14 protein-coding genes are annotated in these 16,587 nt (G+C 74.5%); 6 read left to right on the forward strand and 8 right to left on the reverse strand.

The features are described 5' to 3' along the window. Positions 1–156 precede the first annotated feature (156 nt). The gene (locus tag ACZ5GT_RS26845; RefSeq protein WP_469031523.1) at positions 157–756 is read right to left on the reverse strand and encodes a DUF5701 family protein; all 600 of its coding nucleotides are present in this window, start codon (positions 754–756) and stop codon (positions 157–159) included. A gap of 378 nt (positions 757–1,134) precedes the next feature. Between ACZ5GT_RS26845 and ACZ5GT_RS26850 the strand changes: the two genes are divergently transcribed. From ACZ5GT_RS26850 to ACZ5GT_RS26865, 4 genes are all read left to right on the forward strand, one after another. Continuing rightward, positions 1,135–1,611: a hypothetical protein gene (locus ACZ5GT_RS26850; protein WP_469031394.1), complete on the forward strand. Its 477-nt coding sequence runs from the start codon at positions 1,135–1,137 to the stop codon at positions 1,609–1,611. Positions 1,612–1,793: 182 nt separating this feature from the next. After that, a complete protein-coding gene (locus ACZ5GT_RS26855) occupies positions 1,794–2,078 on the forward strand; it encodes an SHOCT domain-containing protein (protein ID WP_469031396.1) in 285 nt (94 codons plus the stop codon). Then, positions 2,075–2,824, forward strand: coding sequence for an ABC transporter ATP-binding protein (locus ACZ5GT_RS26860; RefSeq protein ID WP_469031399.1), 750 nt, complete (start codon positions 2,075–2,077; stop codon positions 2,822–2,824). The genes ACZ5GT_RS26855 and ACZ5GT_RS26860 overlap by 4 nt, the downstream gene beginning before the upstream one ends. After that, positions 2,821–5,382: an ABC transporter permease gene (locus ACZ5GT_RS26865; RefSeq protein WP_469031402.1), complete on the forward strand. Its 2,562-nt coding sequence runs from the start codon at positions 2,821–2,823 to the stop codon at positions 5,380–5,382. The genes ACZ5GT_RS26860 and ACZ5GT_RS26865 overlap by 4 nt, the downstream gene beginning before the upstream one ends. 137 nt (positions 5,383–5,519) lie before the next feature. Here the strand turns inward: ACZ5GT_RS26865 and ACZ5GT_RS26870 are convergent, their stop codons facing one another. After that, positions 5,520–6,044 (reverse strand): ATP-binding protein, encoded by a 525-nt coding sequence (locus tag ACZ5GT_RS26870; RefSeq protein WP_469031405.1) that lies wholly within the window; start codon positions 6,042–6,044, stop codon positions 5,520–5,522. A 236-nt stretch (positions 6,045–6,280) separates the two neighbouring features. Further along, positions 6,281–6,604, reverse strand: a complete 324-nt coding sequence (locus tag ACZ5GT_RS26875) for a hypothetical protein (protein ID WP_469031407.1) — start codon at positions 6,602–6,604, stop codon at positions 6,281–6,283. Between the two features lie 347 nt (positions 6,605–6,951). Between ACZ5GT_RS26875 and cds1 the strand changes: the two genes are divergently transcribed. Further along, the gene (cds1, locus tag ACZ5GT_RS26880) at positions 6,952–8,076 is read left to right on the forward strand and encodes an L-cysteine desulfhydrase Cds1 (protein WP_469031524.1); all 1,125 of its coding nucleotides are present in this window, start codon (positions 6,952–6,954) and stop codon (positions 8,074–8,076) included. A 13-nt stretch (positions 8,077–8,089) separates the two neighbouring features. Here cds1 and ACZ5GT_RS26885 read toward each other — a convergent pair whose 3' ends face one another. Together ACZ5GT_RS26885 and ACZ5GT_RS26890 are read right to left on the reverse strand one after the other, a co-directional pair. Then, entirely contained in the window at positions 8,090–8,560 is a 471-nt protein-coding gene (locus ACZ5GT_RS26885; protein ID WP_469031410.1) for an SRPBCC family protein, read from the reverse strand. Between the two features lie 204 nt (positions 8,561–8,764). Beyond that, complete coding sequence (locus tag ACZ5GT_RS26890) at positions 8,765–9,583, reverse strand: DeoR/GlpR family DNA-binding transcription regulator (protein ID WP_469031413.1); 819 nt, start codon at positions 9,581–9,583, stop codon at positions 8,765–8,767. Between the two features lie 321 nt (positions 9,584–9,904). Here ACZ5GT_RS26890 and ACZ5GT_RS26895 point away from each other — a divergent pair, with 321 nt between their 5' ends. After that, a complete protein-coding gene (locus ACZ5GT_RS26895) occupies positions 9,905–12,256 on the forward strand; it encodes a hypothetical protein (RefSeq protein WP_469031416.1) in 2,352 nt (783 codons plus the stop codon). Here the strand turns inward: ACZ5GT_RS26895 and ACZ5GT_RS26900 are convergent. The 3 genes from ACZ5GT_RS26900 to ACZ5GT_RS26910 all read right to left on the reverse strand — a co-directional run bounded on the left by ACZ5GT_RS26900 (position 12,226) and on the right by ACZ5GT_RS26910 (position 16,568). Beyond that, complete coding sequence (locus ACZ5GT_RS26900; RefSeq protein ID WP_469031418.1) at positions 12,226–14,664, reverse strand: right-handed parallel beta-helix repeat-containing protein; 2,439 nt, start codon at positions 14,662–14,664, stop codon at positions 12,226–12,228. The two genes, ACZ5GT_RS26895 and ACZ5GT_RS26900, sit on opposite strands and share 31 nt — an antisense overlap. Positions 14,665–14,772: 108 nt before the next feature. Beyond that, positions 14,773–15,378, reverse strand: a complete 606-nt coding sequence (locus tag ACZ5GT_RS26905; protein WP_469031421.1) for an Rv1733c family protein — start codon at positions 15,376–15,378, stop codon at positions 14,773–14,775. A gap of 353 nt (positions 15,379–15,731) precedes the next feature. Beyond that, complete coding sequence (locus tag ACZ5GT_RS26910) at positions 15,732–16,568, reverse strand: MOSC domain-containing protein (RefSeq protein ID WP_469031424.1); 837 nt, start codon at positions 16,566–16,568, stop codon at positions 15,732–15,734. Positions 16,569–16,587: the final 19 nt, after the last annotated feature.

Here is a 16,587-nt window from a genome sequence, read left to right on the forward strand (position 1 = left end):
TCGCTCTCCCCCCCCCCCCCCTCCCCTCCCTCCCCCCGCCCCCCCCCCCCCCCCCCCCCCCCCCCCCCCCCCCCCCCCCCCCCCCCCCCGGGGCCGGCACGCTGAGCGTCCCGGCGAGGCGGGCGGCCCTACCGGTCCTCGCCCCGGCGGGCGGCCCTACCCGTCCTCGCCCCGGCGGTCCGCCGCGGAGGCGAAGCCCAGCCAGGTGTGCCGGTTGCCCGCCCAGCACCAGCCGACCTTGGGCGCGTCGCGGCGCTCGCGGCCGTCCCGCCCGGTGCCGTTGCTGATCCAGATCGCCGGGGTACGGGCGTCCAGGCCGCCGCCCGCCTTGCGCAGCCGGGAGCCGATGGTCATGAAGCAGTGGTTGCGCTCCAGGACGGCGGGCTGCTGCAGCACCCAGTGGATGCCCTCGGTGAGCAGTAACGGGGTGCGGGCTTCCGACGTGAGGGCGGGCAGCGCCTCGTTCGGGCTCCAGCCGGCCATGTGGTCGCCGCGGTCCAGGCCGGTGAGAACCTGCAGCGGGGAGTCCGGCAGCACGACGCTGTCGAGCGGGGCGAAGAGGTCGACGTCCGACATGTCGGTCACGATGAATCCGGGTTTGCCGTCATGGCGGAGCAGCGGGGCGAGGGCGGAGGCGGGGGCGCGGTCCGGGTGAACGGTGAGCAGGGCGCCCTCCCCGCCCACGACGGCCTCGGTGGCCGCGGCGAAGGCGCGAAGCCGGGCGGCGGACAGCCCCGCTCGCTCGTGCACCCCCATTTCGATCAGTCGCTCGGCCTGCGCGCTCAGCGCCGGGAGTGCCGGCAGAACGGCGGAAGTCGCGGAGGTGGCGGTGGTGGTGGATGTGGCGGGTGCTGCCGACGTGGCTGAGGTGGCCGAGGTGCTGGACGCGGCGGAGGTCTCGGGCACGATGCTCCCAGGGATCTCGATGTCGATGGGTCCGGGCCAACGAAGCGGCCCGCCGGATCGTTCCCGCCGTGTCCTCGCCGCGTACGCCCATGGCGGCTCCGCGCAGGCCCTAAGGTGCGGAACTGTACATACTGGTAGGTAACGTCCACGGGGCCGCCGCGCCCAGGGCCGAACGGTCCGCAACCGCCGGTCGCCGCCCGCGTGTCCCCTTCAGTGAGGGAGGCCGACATGACGACAGACAAGACACCGCGCGGTCCGCGCCGGCGGACCGTCGCACTCTCCGCCGCAGCGCTCACACTCACCACCCTGACCACCACCGGCTCCGTCGCCACCGCGGACGCCGGAGCGTCGACGCCCGCCCGGACGGCCCCGCAGTCCCAGGTCGTCGCGACATCCGTACTCGGCACGGACTACCAGGTCACGCTCACCGCCCTGCGGTCCACGTCCGACAAGTACGCCGCCACCGTGCGCATGCAGGTCTTCGTCCGCGACGGCGGGGCCTGGAAGGAGTCCGACCGCATCACGGTGGGCAAGGCCGGCGGCTGGTTCTGGTACCCGCTGACCGGCAGGCACGCGGTCCGCGAGTTCGCCACCGCGAGCACCGAGCCCGCACCGGTCGACGTCAGCCTGCTGATCACGCCGTCGATCGGCTACTCCGACACCTTCCACTACCTCATCAGGCACGGGGACGTCACGCCCCGCTGAGCCCCCCGCTGAGCCGGACCGGGAAGCAGCCGCCCGCCGCCCGCGTACTCCCCCCGGGGTAGGCGCGGTGCCGCTGGCCGTACGACGACCTGGGCCCCCTTCGGGGACGACCCTCGGAAGCGACCGGACGACGAGGCCACCGCCTCCGTCACCTCCATCGCACCCCGAGGAGCTGAACCGACATGCAGACCCTGGCCCACTTCGGCGACGGCGGGCCCGGCCCGTGGATCCTGCTGTTCCCCCTGGTCTGGGCGGCCGTCGTGACCGGCGCCGTCACCCTGCTGCGCCGCACGGTGAGGCGCGGACGCGGCGGCGCCCCGGGGCGACCCACCGTCCAGGAGAACTCACCGATCACCGTGCTCGGCCACCGCTTCGCCTCCGGTGAGATCGACGAGGACGAGTACTGGCGCCGGCTGTCCGTCCTGGACGAGCAGTTCGGCCGCACCGGCAGGGGCGGTGCGGCATGACCACGACGACCGTCACCCGGACGGCCGCCCGGGTCGTCGACGCCGTCAAGGTCTACGGCCGCGGCGACACCGCGGTCAGGGCCCTGGACGGGGTGAGCGTCGACTTCCCGGCCGGCCGGTTCACCGCGATCATGGGCCCCTCGGGCTCCGGCAAGTCCACCCTGATGCACTGCGCGGCCGGCCTGGACACGCTCACCTCGGGCGCCGCCTTCGTCGGCGACACCGACCTGGGCGGCCTCGACGACCGCCGCCTGACCCGGCTGCGCCGCGACCGGGTGGGCTTCGTCTTCCAGGCGTTCAACCTGGTGCCCACGCTGACCGTGCGGGAGAACATCACGCTGCCGCTGGACCTCGCGGGCGGCAGCGGCGACCCGGAGTGGATCGACGCGCTCGTCGACGTCGTCGGCCTGCGCGACCGGCTCCACCACCGGCCCGCCGAGCTCTCCGGCGGCCAGCAGCAACGCGTTGCCGTGGCACGGGCCTTCGCCGGCCGCCCGGACGTCGTCTTCGCCGACGAGCCGACCGGCAACCTCGACTCCCGCTCCGGCGGGGAGGTCCTCGCCCTGCTCGGCCGCGCCGTGCGGCGGACGGGCCGCACGGTCGTCATGGTCACCCACGACCCGGTGGCCGCCGCCCACGCCGACGAGGTCGTCTTCCTCGCGGACGGACGCCTGGTCGACCGGATGGACTCGCCGACCGCCGACCGGGTGCTGGACCGGCTGAAGTCCTTCGAGGCAGGCTCGTGAACGCCTCCCTCCGCCTCGGCGCGGCCTCCCTGCGCGCCCACAAGCGGCGCTTCGCCGGCACCTTCCTCGCCGTGTTCCTCGGCGTCGCCTTCCTGGCCGGCACCCTCGTCATGGGCGACACGCTCCGCGCCGGCTTCGACACCATGTTCGGCGACGCGGCCCGCGGGACGGACGCCGTCGTCCGCGGCGCCGACGCCATCACCGCGCCCGGTGAGAGCCAGGGCGTACGCCGGCCGGTCGACGCGCACCTCGCCGACGCCCTCGCCGGAGTGCCGGGCGTGGCCGCCGCCGAGCCCGACATCCAGGGCGCGGGCCAGCTCGTCGGGGCCGACGGAGAGCCCGTCGGCGGCCAGGGCCCGCCCACCGTCGCCGGGAACTGGATCGCCGACCCGCAACTCAACCCCTACCGGCTCGCCGAGGGCCACGCCCCCGAGAAGCCCGGCGAGGTCGTCGTCAACCGCGGCGCCGCCAAGCAGGGCGGCCTGCGGATCGGCGACACCACGACCCTGCGCACGCCCGACCCGGTCCGGGTGACCGTCGTCGGCCTCGCGACCTTCGGCGGCGAGGACGGCATGGCGCAGGTGACCTACACCGGCATGACGCGCGCCGACGCCGAGAAGTACCTCACGGCCAGGCCGGGCCAGGCGGCGAGGATCCTCCTGCGGGCCGAACCCGGCCTGAGTCAGGGCCGGTTGGTGTCCCGCCTGACCCGCGTCCTGCCCACGGGCGTCGAGGCGATCACCGGCCAGGAGTCGGCGCGGGAGAACACCGAAATGGTCTCCAGCCGGTTCCTCACCCTCTTCACCACCTTCCTGCTGGTCTTCTCCGGCGTCGCCCTGCTGGTGGCGACCTTCTCCATCCACAACACCCTCGCCATCGTCACCGCCCAGCGCACCCGCGAGAACGCCCTGCTCAGGGCCCTCGGAGCCGCGCGCCGCCAGATCACCGCAGCGACCCTCCTGGAGGCGGGCGCCGTGGCCGTGACCGCGTCGGCGGCCGGGTTGGCGGGCGGCATCGGCGTCGCCGCGGGACTTCAGGCGCTGTTCCCGGCGCTCGGCTTCCCCTTCCCCGACGGCCACCTGGTGATCGGCGCCGTGTCGCTGGCCCTGCCGCTCGCGGTCGGCGTCCTGGTCTGTCTCGGCTCCGCCCTGCTGCCCGCCGTACGCGCCGGGCGCACCGCCCCGCTGGCCGCGCTGCGCGAGACGGCCGCCGACCGCTCCGGCGCCTCACGCACGCGCGCCGTCGCCGGAGCGGGCCTCGCCGTCCTCGCCGTCGCCGTCACGCTCACCGGCGTCCTGGCCGCACCCTCCCTCTGGGCGGCGGGAGCCGGGGCCGTCCTCGCGCTGGTCTCCTTCGTGGTCCTCGGCCCGGTCGTCGCCACCGCGGCGGTGCGCGCCCTCGGCGGCCCGCTCGGCCGGCTGCGCGGCGTCACGGGCTCCCTCGCCCGGCGCAACGCCCTGCGCAGTCCCCGGCGGACGGCCGCCACCGCCACCGCCCTGATGATCGGCGTGGCCGTGGTGTCGCTGTTCACGGTCTTCGCGGCCTCCCTCAAGGCGACCATGGACCAGACCGTGTCCCGCTCCTTCGCGGGCGACGTCGCCGTGAGCACACCGTCCTTCGGCGCGGGCGGCAGCGGACTCAGCCCCCGGCTCGCCGGGGCGATCGGCCGCCTGCCCGAGGTGGACACCGCCGTCGGGCTCGGCCGCGGTGTCGCCGAAGTCGACGGCAAGGGGAGGGCGTTGACCGTGACCGACCCGGTCGCCCTGGAACGCACCTTCGACCTGGGCGAGGTGCACGGCTCCCTGCGCCACGTCGGCGCCGACGGCATCGCCGTCACCGGGAAGGAGGCCGGCCGGCAGCACCTCACCACCGGCGACACCGCGCGGCTCACCTTCGCCGACGGCCGGACGAGGACGTTCACCGTCCGCGCCGTCTACGGCCGCTCCGAACTCGCCGGCGACTACGTCATCACCCGCGTCGCCTGGGCCCCGCACCGCACGCAGGACGCCGACACGCTCGTCGCGGTCACCTTCAAGCACGGTGTCAGCGCGGACGCGGGCAAGGCCGCGGTGCGGAAGGTCGCCGCGCGCTACGGCAACCCCGAGGTGCAGACCCGTGACGAGTACGCGCGGTCCTCGGCCGGCGGCATCGACATGATGCTGACCCTGGTCTACGCCCTGCTCGCGCTCGCGGTCCTCATCGCGCTGCTGGGCATCGCCAACACCCTCACCCTGGCGGTCCACGAACGCACCCGGGAACTGGGCCTGTTGCGGGCCGTCGGCCAGACCCGCCGCCAGCTGAGGGCCATGGTCCGCTGGGAGTCCGTCCTCGTCGCCGCCTTCGGCACCGTGAACGGCCTCGTCCTGGGCACCTTCCTCGGCTGGGTCCTGGTCGAAGCCTCCGATGGGGCGAGCGACAGCGCCTTCGCCTTCGCCGTCCCGCCCGTGCGGCTGCTGACCGTGGTCCTGGTGGGCCTCGCGGCCGGCGTTCTGGCGGGCCTGCGCCCGGCCCGGCGGGCGGCGCGGCTGGACGTCCTGCGCGCCATCGCCGCCGAGTGACGGCGACGTACCGGCGCGACGTACCGGCCGACCGACGATCCCGGCGGTGACGGGGCGGCCGTACGACGCCGCCTCGTCCCCCGCGCGCCCCCACGGGGGAGCCGCGGGGGCGCGTGCCGGGATGTCTCACCGCCCGGTCAGCCTGCGACGGCGGACCGGGCGGGAGCGTGTGCGTTCCTGTGGTCGTCGGCCAGGGTGTCGACCTCGGCGAACCGGTGGGCCGGGGTGTCGGCCGTGCGGCGTGGGGGGCGGGCGGCGGCGGTGACCGGCGCGGTAGGGAGGGTGAACCAGACGATCTTGCCCGACTCGCCGTCCGGGCGCGCGCCCCAGCTCTCGCTCATGGCGGCCACCATGGCGAGCCCGCGCCCGCTGGTGGCGCCGGGGTCGACGTCCCGTACCTCGGGGAGCCGGGGGTCGTGGTCGCGCACCGAGACCATGAGCCGGTCCAGCAGCAGCTCTATCTCGACGGTGCACACCTTGTCGGGTTGGGCATGTCGGTGGACGTTGGTCAACAGCTCCGTCACACCGAGCACGGCGCGGTCGATGAGGGTGTCCAGATGCCAGTAGCGCAACTGCGCCGAAAGGATTCTGCGGACCTGGCCGATCCGCGACGGCAGGGCTTGCAGCTCCACCGTGCAGTGCCTGCTTGGGTGACTGATCACGGCTGCGACTCCCCGACTTGAAGGGTCCGGAAGAACACGGAGTTCGGATCCAGCAGCGCCGGAGTGGGAACGGCCGCCTGCTGTAGTGCCCGGCGGGCTGGTTCGCAGCGTTATCGCCGGTAAACCCAGAGTGACGTGTGACCAGCGTGACGCAAGGGGCGCGGCCCCGCAACTCGCGCGGATCGTCCGCGGATCCCGCGCGTCCCACGCCGCCCGCCGGTGCGGCGCGACCGCGCTCAGCCGCCGCGCCGGGCCGCGGCGCGCACGGCCTCGATGAACCGGCGTGCCGCGGGCGGTCCCGGCTCGCCCGGAGCGGGGTCGTGATCGCCCAGGGTCAGCAGGTACCGCTTGCCGCCGAGGTCCGCGAGCGCCCGGTCCTGCGGCGCGAACCAGGGCCGGGAGGCGCGCACCGCCCGCACCGGCGCGCTGTCGATCTCGCTGCCGTAGCTGGTGAGCAGTTCGACCCTGCCGCCACTGATCCGGACCTGTCCGGCCCGGGTGAGCGAACGCAGCCGCTTCCCGATCCGCACGCCCGTGGCCCTGAACTCAGGCTCGGCCATGCCGCCCCACCCCCTCGTACGTGTCCGGTGCGCCGGACCGCACGCCTGGGCGGCCCCGGTCCAGCTCGAATGGTGATCCAGTGTGTCTCCGTCCGCTGCAGTCTGCCCGCGCCCGGCGTCGAGCACCAGTGCGCACGGGAGCCTCCCCCCGCGCGCCCGGAGCACACGCGCGAACGCGCCCCTACCCCCTTGCGCCCCCCGTGCCCCAGGCTGTCCTTTGGGCCGCTCAAAGCAGTGTTTATGCAGGTGAGAAGCGTGCGCGAGGTGTCTATGATCGGTGCGTCGGCCGCACTTCCCCCCGTGTGCGGCCCCGCGTGAGGAGCACCGCCGTGACCATTTCCCAGCAGATCCCGAACGGCGCGACCCTCGACAACGGCGTGACCCTCGACATCGACCGCAGCGACGACGCCTACCGCGGCTGGCTGAAAGAAGCGGTGCGCAAGGTTCAGGCGGACGCCAACCGTTCCGCCGACACCCACCTGCTCCGGTTCCCGCTGCCCGAGAAGTGGGGGGTCGACCTGTATCTGAAGGACGAGTCGACGCACCCGACCGGCAGCCTCAAGCACCGGCTCGCCCGCTCGCTCTTCCTCTACGCCCTGTGCAATGGCTGGATCCGGCCCGGCCGCCCGGTGATCGAGGCGTCCAGCGGCTCGACGGCCGTCTCGGAGGCCTACTTCGCCAAGCTGATCGGCGTGCCCTTCGTCGCGGTCATGCCGCGCACGACCAGCGCCGAGAAGTGCCGTCTCATCGAGTTCCAGGGCGGGCAGTGCCACTTCGTGGACGACTCGCGCATGATGTACGAGGAGTCGGCCCGGCTTGCGGCCGAGACCGGCGGCCACTACATGGACCAGTTCACCTACGCCGAACGGGCCACCGACTGGCGCGGCAACAACAACATCGCCGAGTCGATCTTCCGCCAGCTGGAGCTGGAGCGGTTCCCCGAGCCGGCCTGGATCGTCGCCACGGCCGGGACCGGCGGCACCTCGGCGACCATCGCCCGCTATGTCCACTACATGCAGCACGACACCCGCGTCTGCGTCGCCGACCCGGAGAACTCCTGCTTCTTCGACGGCTGGAGCACCGGCGATCCGGACGTCACCTGCGACTGCGGTTCCCGCATCGAGGGCATCGGCCGCCCCCGCATGGAGCCGAGCTTCGTGCCCGGCGCGATCGACCGGATGATGAAGGTGCCCGACGCGGCCGCCGTCGCCGCCGTACGGGCCCTGGAGCGGGTCATCGGCCGCCGGGCGGGCGGCTCGACCGGCACCGGGCTGTGGAGCGCGCTGAAGATCGTCGCCGAGATGGTGGCCGAGGGGCGGCGGGGGAGCGTGGTGACGCTGCTGTGCGACCCGGGCGACCGGTACCTGGACAAGTACTACTCGGACGCCTGGCTCGCCGAACAGGGCCTGGACATCGCGCCGTACACGGCGGTGATCGAGTCCCTGCTGCGCACCGGCGTCTGGTCCGGCTGAGCGCTCGGCGCGCTCAGCGCGCCAGGCGCCGGTCCAGCGAGGTGACCGCGTCCCGGAAGGCCCGGCCGAGGCCCGGCCGAGCGGCCCTCATCACCAGCCGGAACGGCGCGGCCCCGTCCGCGGCGAAGGTCCAGCGCACGCGCGTTCCGCCGTCCGCGGGCACGAGCCGCCACTCCTCCACGAGCGCCCGCGGCCCCGGCGCGCCGGTCGCGTCCACGCGGTAGGCGTACAGCCGCGCCTTCTCGGCCGCGAGGACCGTCTCCTCCAGGCGCGTGCCGCCCCTGAGCCGGATCTCACGCCGGGCGCCGTCGTCGAGCGGCCGGGCCGCGGTCACCGCGGAGAACCACTCCGCCCAGCCCGGCACGTCCTCGGCGAGCGCGCGGTAGACCGCGTCCGGGGCGGCGCGGATCTCCCGGACGAACACCAGCCGGACGGGCGCGGTCTCGAGGAAGTCGAGCCCGACGGGACGCAGTCGGCGCGGCATGGACACAACTCCCTTGACCAGAAGGGCGGTCGGCCTGTCGGCGGCACGATAACCGGCTGCCCGACGGATGTCTGCACCGAATGCCCGCACCGGTCGGCCGAATGGGCCGAACCGTCCGGCCGCGCCGAGACCGTCCGGCCGGACGACCCCGCTGTCCGGCCGGGTGTCCGCACCGGCCGGCCGGATGCCCGAACGTCGGCCGGATCAGTCCTCCGGCTCGCCCGCCACCACCAGTTGCCGCAGCTGCTCCGAGATCTCCGCGCGGGCCGGCGCGGGCAGCCCCGCGTCCGTCACCAGGGTGTCGACCTGCTCCAGCTCCGCGAACGAACTCAGCCCCACCACACCCCACTTGGTGTGGTCCGCGACCACCACGACGCGCCGCGCCGACTGCACCAGCCGGCGGTTGGTCTCGGCCTCGGCGAGGTTCGGCGTCGACAGACCCGCCTCGACCGATATGCCGTGCACCCCGAGGAACAGCAGGTCGAAGTGGAGCGCCCCGATCGCCCGGTCGGCCACCGGGCCCACCAGCGAGTCGGACGGGGTGCGCACGCCACCGGTCAGCACCACCGTGGCCGCACCCTGCCGGGGGCCCGAGGTGCGCTGCGCCGCGTGGAAGACGTCGGCCACCCGCACCGAGTTGGTGACGACGGTGAGGTCCGGCACGTCGAGCAGATGGTGGGCCAGCGCGTACGTCGTCGTACCGCCCGACAGGGCGATCGCGGTGCCCGGCGCCACCAGTTGGGCCGCGGCCCGCGCGATGTCCTCCTTGGCGGTCAGCTCCAGCCCCGACTTGGCCTCGAAACCCGGCTCGTGGGTGCTCGCCTCCACCACGGGCACCGCTCCGCCGTGCACCTTCTCCAGCATGCCCTGCCGGGCCAGCGCGTCCAGGTCGCGGCGCACCGTCATGTCCGACACGCCGAGCTTGCGCGTCAGCTCGTTGACCCGCACGCCGCCCCGGCGTCGCACCTCGTCCAGGATCAGGGCGCGCCGCTGCTCCGCGAGGAGGTTCTGATTCTCGCTCACGTACGCTCCGGTCCTTTCGTCCAAGCGGTCCGCCACACCCTGCGCATCCTCCCCGGATCCTCGGCTCCGCCCGAACCCGGGGGACCCTCGTCGACCAGGACATTCTCCCGTCCCCGGTGCGCGGGCGTCCCATCCTCGCACGCCGCACCGACAGCGGCGCCACCGGCGGTCCCCGAGCGCACCCGCCACCCGCGTCCCACGCGTCCCGCTCCGGTCACCCGGACAGGCGAGATTCGATAACGACAGGTGTGAACCGCCCTCCCAGCGGAGATCCTGTGCCCGCACGCACAACGCAACGGCGCGTCACGGGGAAGTGCGACAGTGGAACGTGCGCAGGAACGTGCCCCGGCCGGCGGGACGGACGGCCCCGCCGAGCGGTCCGGGGAATCCGCAGCCGCCCTCGAACTCCTGGTGCACGGAGTCGGCGGCACCACGCCCGAAAAGATGCTCGACGACCCGCGCACGGTGCGGATCACCGGCGACCACACGGCGGCCGTCTTCCGGCGCGCCGACGACGCCGACGCGGAGAGCAGACCCGGCGACCACCGCGGTGGACCCGTGCCGGAGGCGTACGTCTGGTGCAACCTCACCTCCGGCAACAGCAGCCGTGCCCTGTGGCTCCTGCTGCTGCCGTTCATGGTCGTCAACCTCGCGCACTGGATGCGCCCCACCGCCCGCGGACGCGGCCGCACCGTCCGCCTCTACGGCCTGCTGGTGCGGCTCGCCGGACTGACCCTGACGGTGCTGCTGGTCGCGGCGGCCTGCGAGGTCGCCCTCGACCTCACCGCCTGGCAGTGCGCGGGCACGCGCGCGTGCGCCGCACGGCATTCCTGGCTGGGCTTCCTCTCGCCCGACGCGGCGCACGCCGGCTGGTGGAGCCGGCCCGGACGCAGGCTCGCCCTCGCCGCGGCGGTGCCGGCCGCGCTCACCGGCCTGCTGTGGTACCTCTCCCACCGCACCTGGAGCGCGTACGAGTCGCAGCAGCCGATCTCCCGGACCCAGGAGCCGGAGGAGGAGACCGGCCGTACCGCGCTGGGCCGTCCCGGCTTCTGGTACGGGCGGCGGCTGGTCGCCCGGCTGCGCGCCGCCCACACCGCGGCCGGCCTGCTGACGGTGGCCGCCGCGGTCGGCTCGGCCGCGGCGCGCTTCGACCGCGCACCCGGCGGACCGGCGGTGCTCGACGTGCTGGGCCGGGGTCTGCAGGCGGCGCTCGTCGCCACCGGCGCCGTCGTGCTGTGGGTGGTCTGCCGCCGCGGCCGCAGCGAGAACCGCCTCGACCGCCACCTCGACGAGCACCTGGTGCGCCGCCTGCCGCTCACCGCGCTGGCCCTGCTGGCGCTGACCGTGGTCTACGCCGGCTGGGAGCGCCCGGGATGGCGGTCGGCGGGCCGGCTGGCGGGCGGCCACACCACCTTCGGCGGCATCGCCCTGCTCCAGGGCCTGCTCGTGATCGCCCTCGGCGTGACCGCCCATCTGCTGTACCGCACCCACCCGGACCCCCGCGCCGCGATGCGGGGCCTCGGCGGGCCCGCCGTCGCCCTGCTGGCCTGCGCGCTCGGCGGGGTGATGTCCGGCGGGGTGGCGCAGCGGGTGTCCGACTGGCTCGACGGCACGGGCGCCTCCATCGACGGCCCGCCCGTCCTGCTCACCTGGCAGGCGTCCGTGATTCCCCTGCTGCTCGTCGTCGTACTGGTGCTGTGCGCCTGGCTGGGACGGCGGACCTGGCTGCTGCGCCGCGCCGAGCTGGCCCGGGTGGAGCACGACTACCCCGGCGAGCCCAAGGACACGGCGCGCACCCGCCGCATCGCGACCACCCGGGCGATGGCCACGCTCACCGACCGCGGCCCGCTGGTCGTCGCCGTCGTCTCCACCGCCACCCTGGTCCTCGGCACCGGAGCCCTGCTCGGCGCGCAGTTCACCGAGCAGGCGCCCGGCCAGGCCGCCGGACACGCCCCGACGTTCGTGCAGGGCGCCGCGGCGACCTCGCAGGCGCTGGGCTCCTGGCTGATCGGGCTCGGCTTCATACTGTTCGTCACCTGGGGCAGACGCGCCTACAAGGACCCCTCCGCGCGCCGCACCATCGGCATTCTGTGGGACGTCGGCACCTTCTGGCCCCGGGCCGCCCACCCCTTCGCGCCGCCTTGCTACGCCGAGCGCGCGGTGCCCGACCTGACCTGGCGGATGGCGGCCTGGACGCGCGCCACCGGCGGCCGGCTCGTGCTCTCCGGCCACTCGCAGGGCAGCGTGCTCGCGGCCGCCGCGGCCTGGCAGCTGGGACCCTACGACCGCAAACGGATCGCCCTGCTGACCTACGGCTCCCCGCTGGAACGCCTCTACGGCCGCTGGTTCCCGGCCCACTTCGGCCCGGCCGCGCTCACCGCCCTGCACCACGACGTCGACTGCTGGCGCAACCTCTACCGGCCCACCGACCCCATCGGCGGCCCGGTCCGGCTGCCCGGCGACTGCGGGCCCGAGGTCGACCGGCCCCCGCTGAAGGACCCGCTCGCCTACGGCCGCACCGCCCGGCATCCGCTGCCCGCCCCGATCCTCGGCCACTCCGACTACCAGGCGGACCCGGCGTTCGCCGAGGAACGCGAGCGGCTGCTGGCCCGGTTGCGGCCCGGACTGCCGGGCCCTCGCCCTCAGGGGGACTCGGGCAGGTCCTCGGCGTAGAGCAGGGTCAGGTCGTCGGTGTCCGGCTCGGCCAGCTGCGCGACCCGGCTCGCGTGCCGCTCCACCATCGCCTCGAAGGTCTGCCGGGCGGTACGGCCGTTGCCGAACGCGGGCCCCTTCGGCAGGACGGTGAAGTACTTCAGCAAGGCCTCCGACGCGCCCGGCGCGAGCCGGTACTCGTGCTCGTCGGCCTGCTGCTCCACGATCCGCAGCAGCTCCTCGGGACCGTAGTCGCCGAAGGTGATGGTCCGTGAGAAGCGTGAAGCCACACCGGGGTTGACCGCCAGGAACCGCTCCATCTCGGCCGTGTAGCCCGCGACGATCACGACGACCGCGTCCCGGTGGTCCTCCATCAGCTTCACCAGGGTGTCGATGGCCTCCTTGCCGAAGTCCCGGCCGGCGTCCTCCGGGGACAGCGCGTAGGCCTCGTCGATGAACAGCACGCCGCCGCGCGCCTTGTCGAAGGCCTCCTGGGTGCGGATCGCCGTGGAGCCGATGTGCTCGCCGACCAGGTCGACCCGGGACACCTCGACCAGGTGGCCCTTCTCCAGGACGTCGAGGGAGGCGAGGATTTCGCCGTAGAGACGGGCGACCGTGGTCTTGCCGGTGCCGGGAGAGCCGGTGAAGACCAGGTGCCGCTTGACCGAGGCCGCCTTCAGACCCGCCTGCCGGCGGCGCCGGCCCACCTCGATCATGTCGATGAGGGCGCGCACCTCCCGCTTGACGCTCTCCAGGCCCACCAGCGCGTCGAGTTCGCCGAGCACGTCCTGCGAGGCCCGCGCCGGCTGCTCCGGCTCCGTGGCGGCGGCCACGGGCGCCGTGTCGCCGCCGCGGGGGCCGGGGACCGTGCCCAGCAGGCCTCCGGACGGGACGGTCGTCTGCGTGACGGTCTCCCGGGCCGAGGGCGGCCGCACGCCCGCGCTCTCGTCGCTGGTGCAGTCCTCCACCACGGGACCGGCCCCGGGCGCAGCGTCCGCTCCGGCGTCCGCGAACTCGTAGCCGCCGCGCGTGCACCGCTCCGTGCGGCACTTCTTCAGCGTCGTACGGCAGCCGTCTATCACGTGGAAGCCGTATCCGCCGCTGCCCGTCACCCGGCAGTTCAGGAAGGAGCCGCGGCCGCCCGCCGACACGTAGAAGCCGGCCTCGGCGGGGGAGTCGACCGTGCACCGCTCGATGGTGGGGTCGGCGCCCTTGGTGACGATCACGCCGGTCTGCGTGCCGTCCACGGTGCAGTTGTTGAGGGTGCCGCCGCTGCCGTGGTCGCGGAACCAGGCGCCCGTCGCGGCGTCCCGGATGCGGCAGTCGTCGAGCTGCGCGGTCGCGCCGTCGCTCACCGACACCGCTGTGTTGCGCACCTGCGACAGGTCGCTGTCGACGACGTCCGCCCGGGAACCGCGGTCCAGGACGAACAGGGCGTCCGGCACGTCGTGCACCCGGCACGAGTCGAGGACCGCGGTCGCGCCGTCGCTGACCCACACGGCCGGGTAGTCGCCGGTGCTGTCGAAGATCTCGCACTGGTTGGCGTCGACGCGGGTGCCGGGGTCCCACACCGACAGCCCGTTGCGCCCGAACTGACGCACCGACGTGCGGGTCAGGGTGAGCACCGAGCGGGAACGCAGGTCGACCGCGTTCTCCGGGATGTCGTGGATGCGGCAGTCGGCGAGGGTGAGCACCGCCTCCGTGTCGAGGGTGACGCCGTCCGCCGTGGTGCGGTGCACATCGCAGTCGGTGAGGTGCGCGGTGGCGCGGCCGGTGACCTGGACACCGCTGCCACGGACCTCGTACACCTCGCAACCCACCGCCTCCAGCGCCGAGTTCTCCCCGGTGGCGGTCAGACCCGAGCCGGAGGCGTGGTGGATCCGGCAGCGCTCCAGACGCGGGTGCCCGCCGCCGCGCACCGCGACGCCCGCCTGCCCGGCCGCGACGACCTCGCACTCCTCGAACACCCCGCCACCGCCGTCGACCACGGCGATGCCGATGCCCGCCGGGTTGTCGACGGTGCAGCGGCGCACGGTCGGACGCGCGCCCGCGCGCACCTCGATGCCGGCCGCGGACCGCGTCACGACCCGGACATCCGTCAGCTCCGGCGCGCCCTCCTCGACGAGCAGCGCGGGCGCGGCCGCGTCCTGGCCCTCCACGTACAGGTCCTGCACCACCGCCGAGGCACGCACGGTCAACGGCACCCCGTCCACGGGTGCGATCCGCACCGAGCCGGGGGCGCCCTCGGGGCCGCGCAGCGTCACCGCCCGCTGGACGACGAGGTTCTCCCGGTAGGTGCCGGGGGCGACGGTGAGGACGTCACCGTCGGCCGCGGCCTCCAGGGCGGCGGCGAGCGACGCGTACTCACCCGTGCGGCGCCGCCACCGCGATGTGCCGGTGTGCGTCACCTGGACCGTGCCCTGTGCCATGGCGTTGCTGTGCCCCCACCTGTGTCGACGCGGGTTTGTCGCCGAATGCTTCGGCCGGTCCACCGTAGCGTGCGCGCGGGGGGTGGGTTGACCAGAGCCCCAAGGCCGTCAGCTGCCGGCGCCGGTCCTGCCCCAGTCCGGGCCCGCCTGCTCCCAGGCCCGGTCCCAACGCGCGTACCTGCGGCGGACCATGCGCCAGACGATCAGCCGCCGGGCGCACTCGACCGTGCCGGCGGTCAGCAGCGCGGCGCCGACGCCGGCGAGGACCGCGTGCGTGGTCGCCGTGGCCGAGTCCAGCGGCCGGGCCACTATTCGGCCCTGACGGTCCGTCCATATCGCGAAGCGGTCGCCCGCGTGCGGTGACACGAGCCCGGCGATGGCCACTTCGCGGTGCGCTGAGCCGTCCGGTCCGGTCCACTCGGCGAGCACGCGGCTGCGCAGGTCCCGTGGAGAGGAGGTCTCCGGGTCGGTGTCCAGTGGGGAGCGGTTCAGCTTGCGCACCACGGTGGCCGTCACCAGGTGGCGGGCGCGGTGCTGATCCCGCACGGACCGCTGCAGGGCCTGTTGGGCGGCGCCGCCGGCCAACAGGCCGATCAGGGGCGCGACGGCCAGCATCAGCAGCAGGGCGACCAGGGCCACCCAGGCCTCGGCCAGGTCGGTCGTGCGGCGCAGCGGATTGCGCCGCCAGCGCCGGAGCCCGCCGATAGCTCGCACCGTCTCGCACCCCCTCCCGCTCCGTGACAACCCCCTGCGGAGCCGCTCACCCGCGGAACCCGGTCGAAGGAGAGCGAAATCACTGCCGACCGACCGGGCCCCGATCAGGACGTCTGAGGACTCCTCAGGACTCCTCGGGCTTCCTCGGGCTTCCTCGGGCTTCCTCGGGCTTCCTCGGACTCCTCACGACGACTCAACGTGCATGCACCCGGCCCCGGTTCCCGGCCGCCGCACGTTGTCCGGATCTTTCCGGCCACGGCCCCGCGTCGACGTCACCGGGTCGCGGGTTCGCCGTACCGGGGCCGCCCGTTCGTCCCTTCCGGGGCCCGTCGGCCGTGTCCGGAAACGGTTCGTCAGGCCGCCGGGTCGAGGATCCGCACCGGGTCGCCGACGTGGAGGGTGCCGCGGGTGAGCGGGACGAGGTTCTGCCCGAACAGCAGGCCGCCGCCGAAGCGGCGGTACCGGCCGAGCGTGCGCAGCGGCTCCTTGCCCCGCCGCGCGGTCTCCTGGTCGGTGGTGGTCACCACGCAGCGCCCGCACGGCTTGGCGACACGGAAGACGACGTCCCCGATGGCGAGGCGCGTCCAGTCGTCCTCGGCCCAGGCGTCGGCGCCGGCCACCACCACGTTCGGCCGGAACCGGTTCATCGGCAGGGGGCCCTCGGCCGGGTGGTCGCCCTGCGCGATCAGGGAGTTGAGGGCGTCCAGCGAGGCGGCCGAGGCGAGCAGCAGCGGGTAGCCGTCGGCGAAGCTCACCGTCTCGCCGGGCCGGGCGTACGCCGGGTCGACGGGCCGGCGCGTCGCCGGGTCGTCCATGTGCACGAGGCGCACGTCGGCGTCCAGGAAGGCGCTGCACCAGGCGTGTACGGCCGGGTCGTCGGCCGGGACGCCCTCGACCTTGTCCCCGAAGATCTCCACCGGCACGGTGCCGTCCGGGCGCGGGACCGCGACGCTCAGCGGGCCGGTGCCGGGCGCGGACAGGCGAACGCCGCCGCCGGGCAGAGGCTCGGCGGCGGCCAGCGCAAGGCGCGGCTGCTGACGCTGGGTGACGACCTTTCCCCCGTGGTCGATCAGCACCCAGCGCCGGTCTCCGGCCAGCCCCCAGGGTTCCACCACGGCCTCCCGGGGCGAGACGCCCCGGAACGCCTTGACCGGATGGACGTGAATCGACTGCAGCAGCGCGTTCCCCATGCGGCCATCGTGCCAGGCG

It is taken from the genome of Streptomyces sp. NPDC031340, from assembly GCF_055569945.1.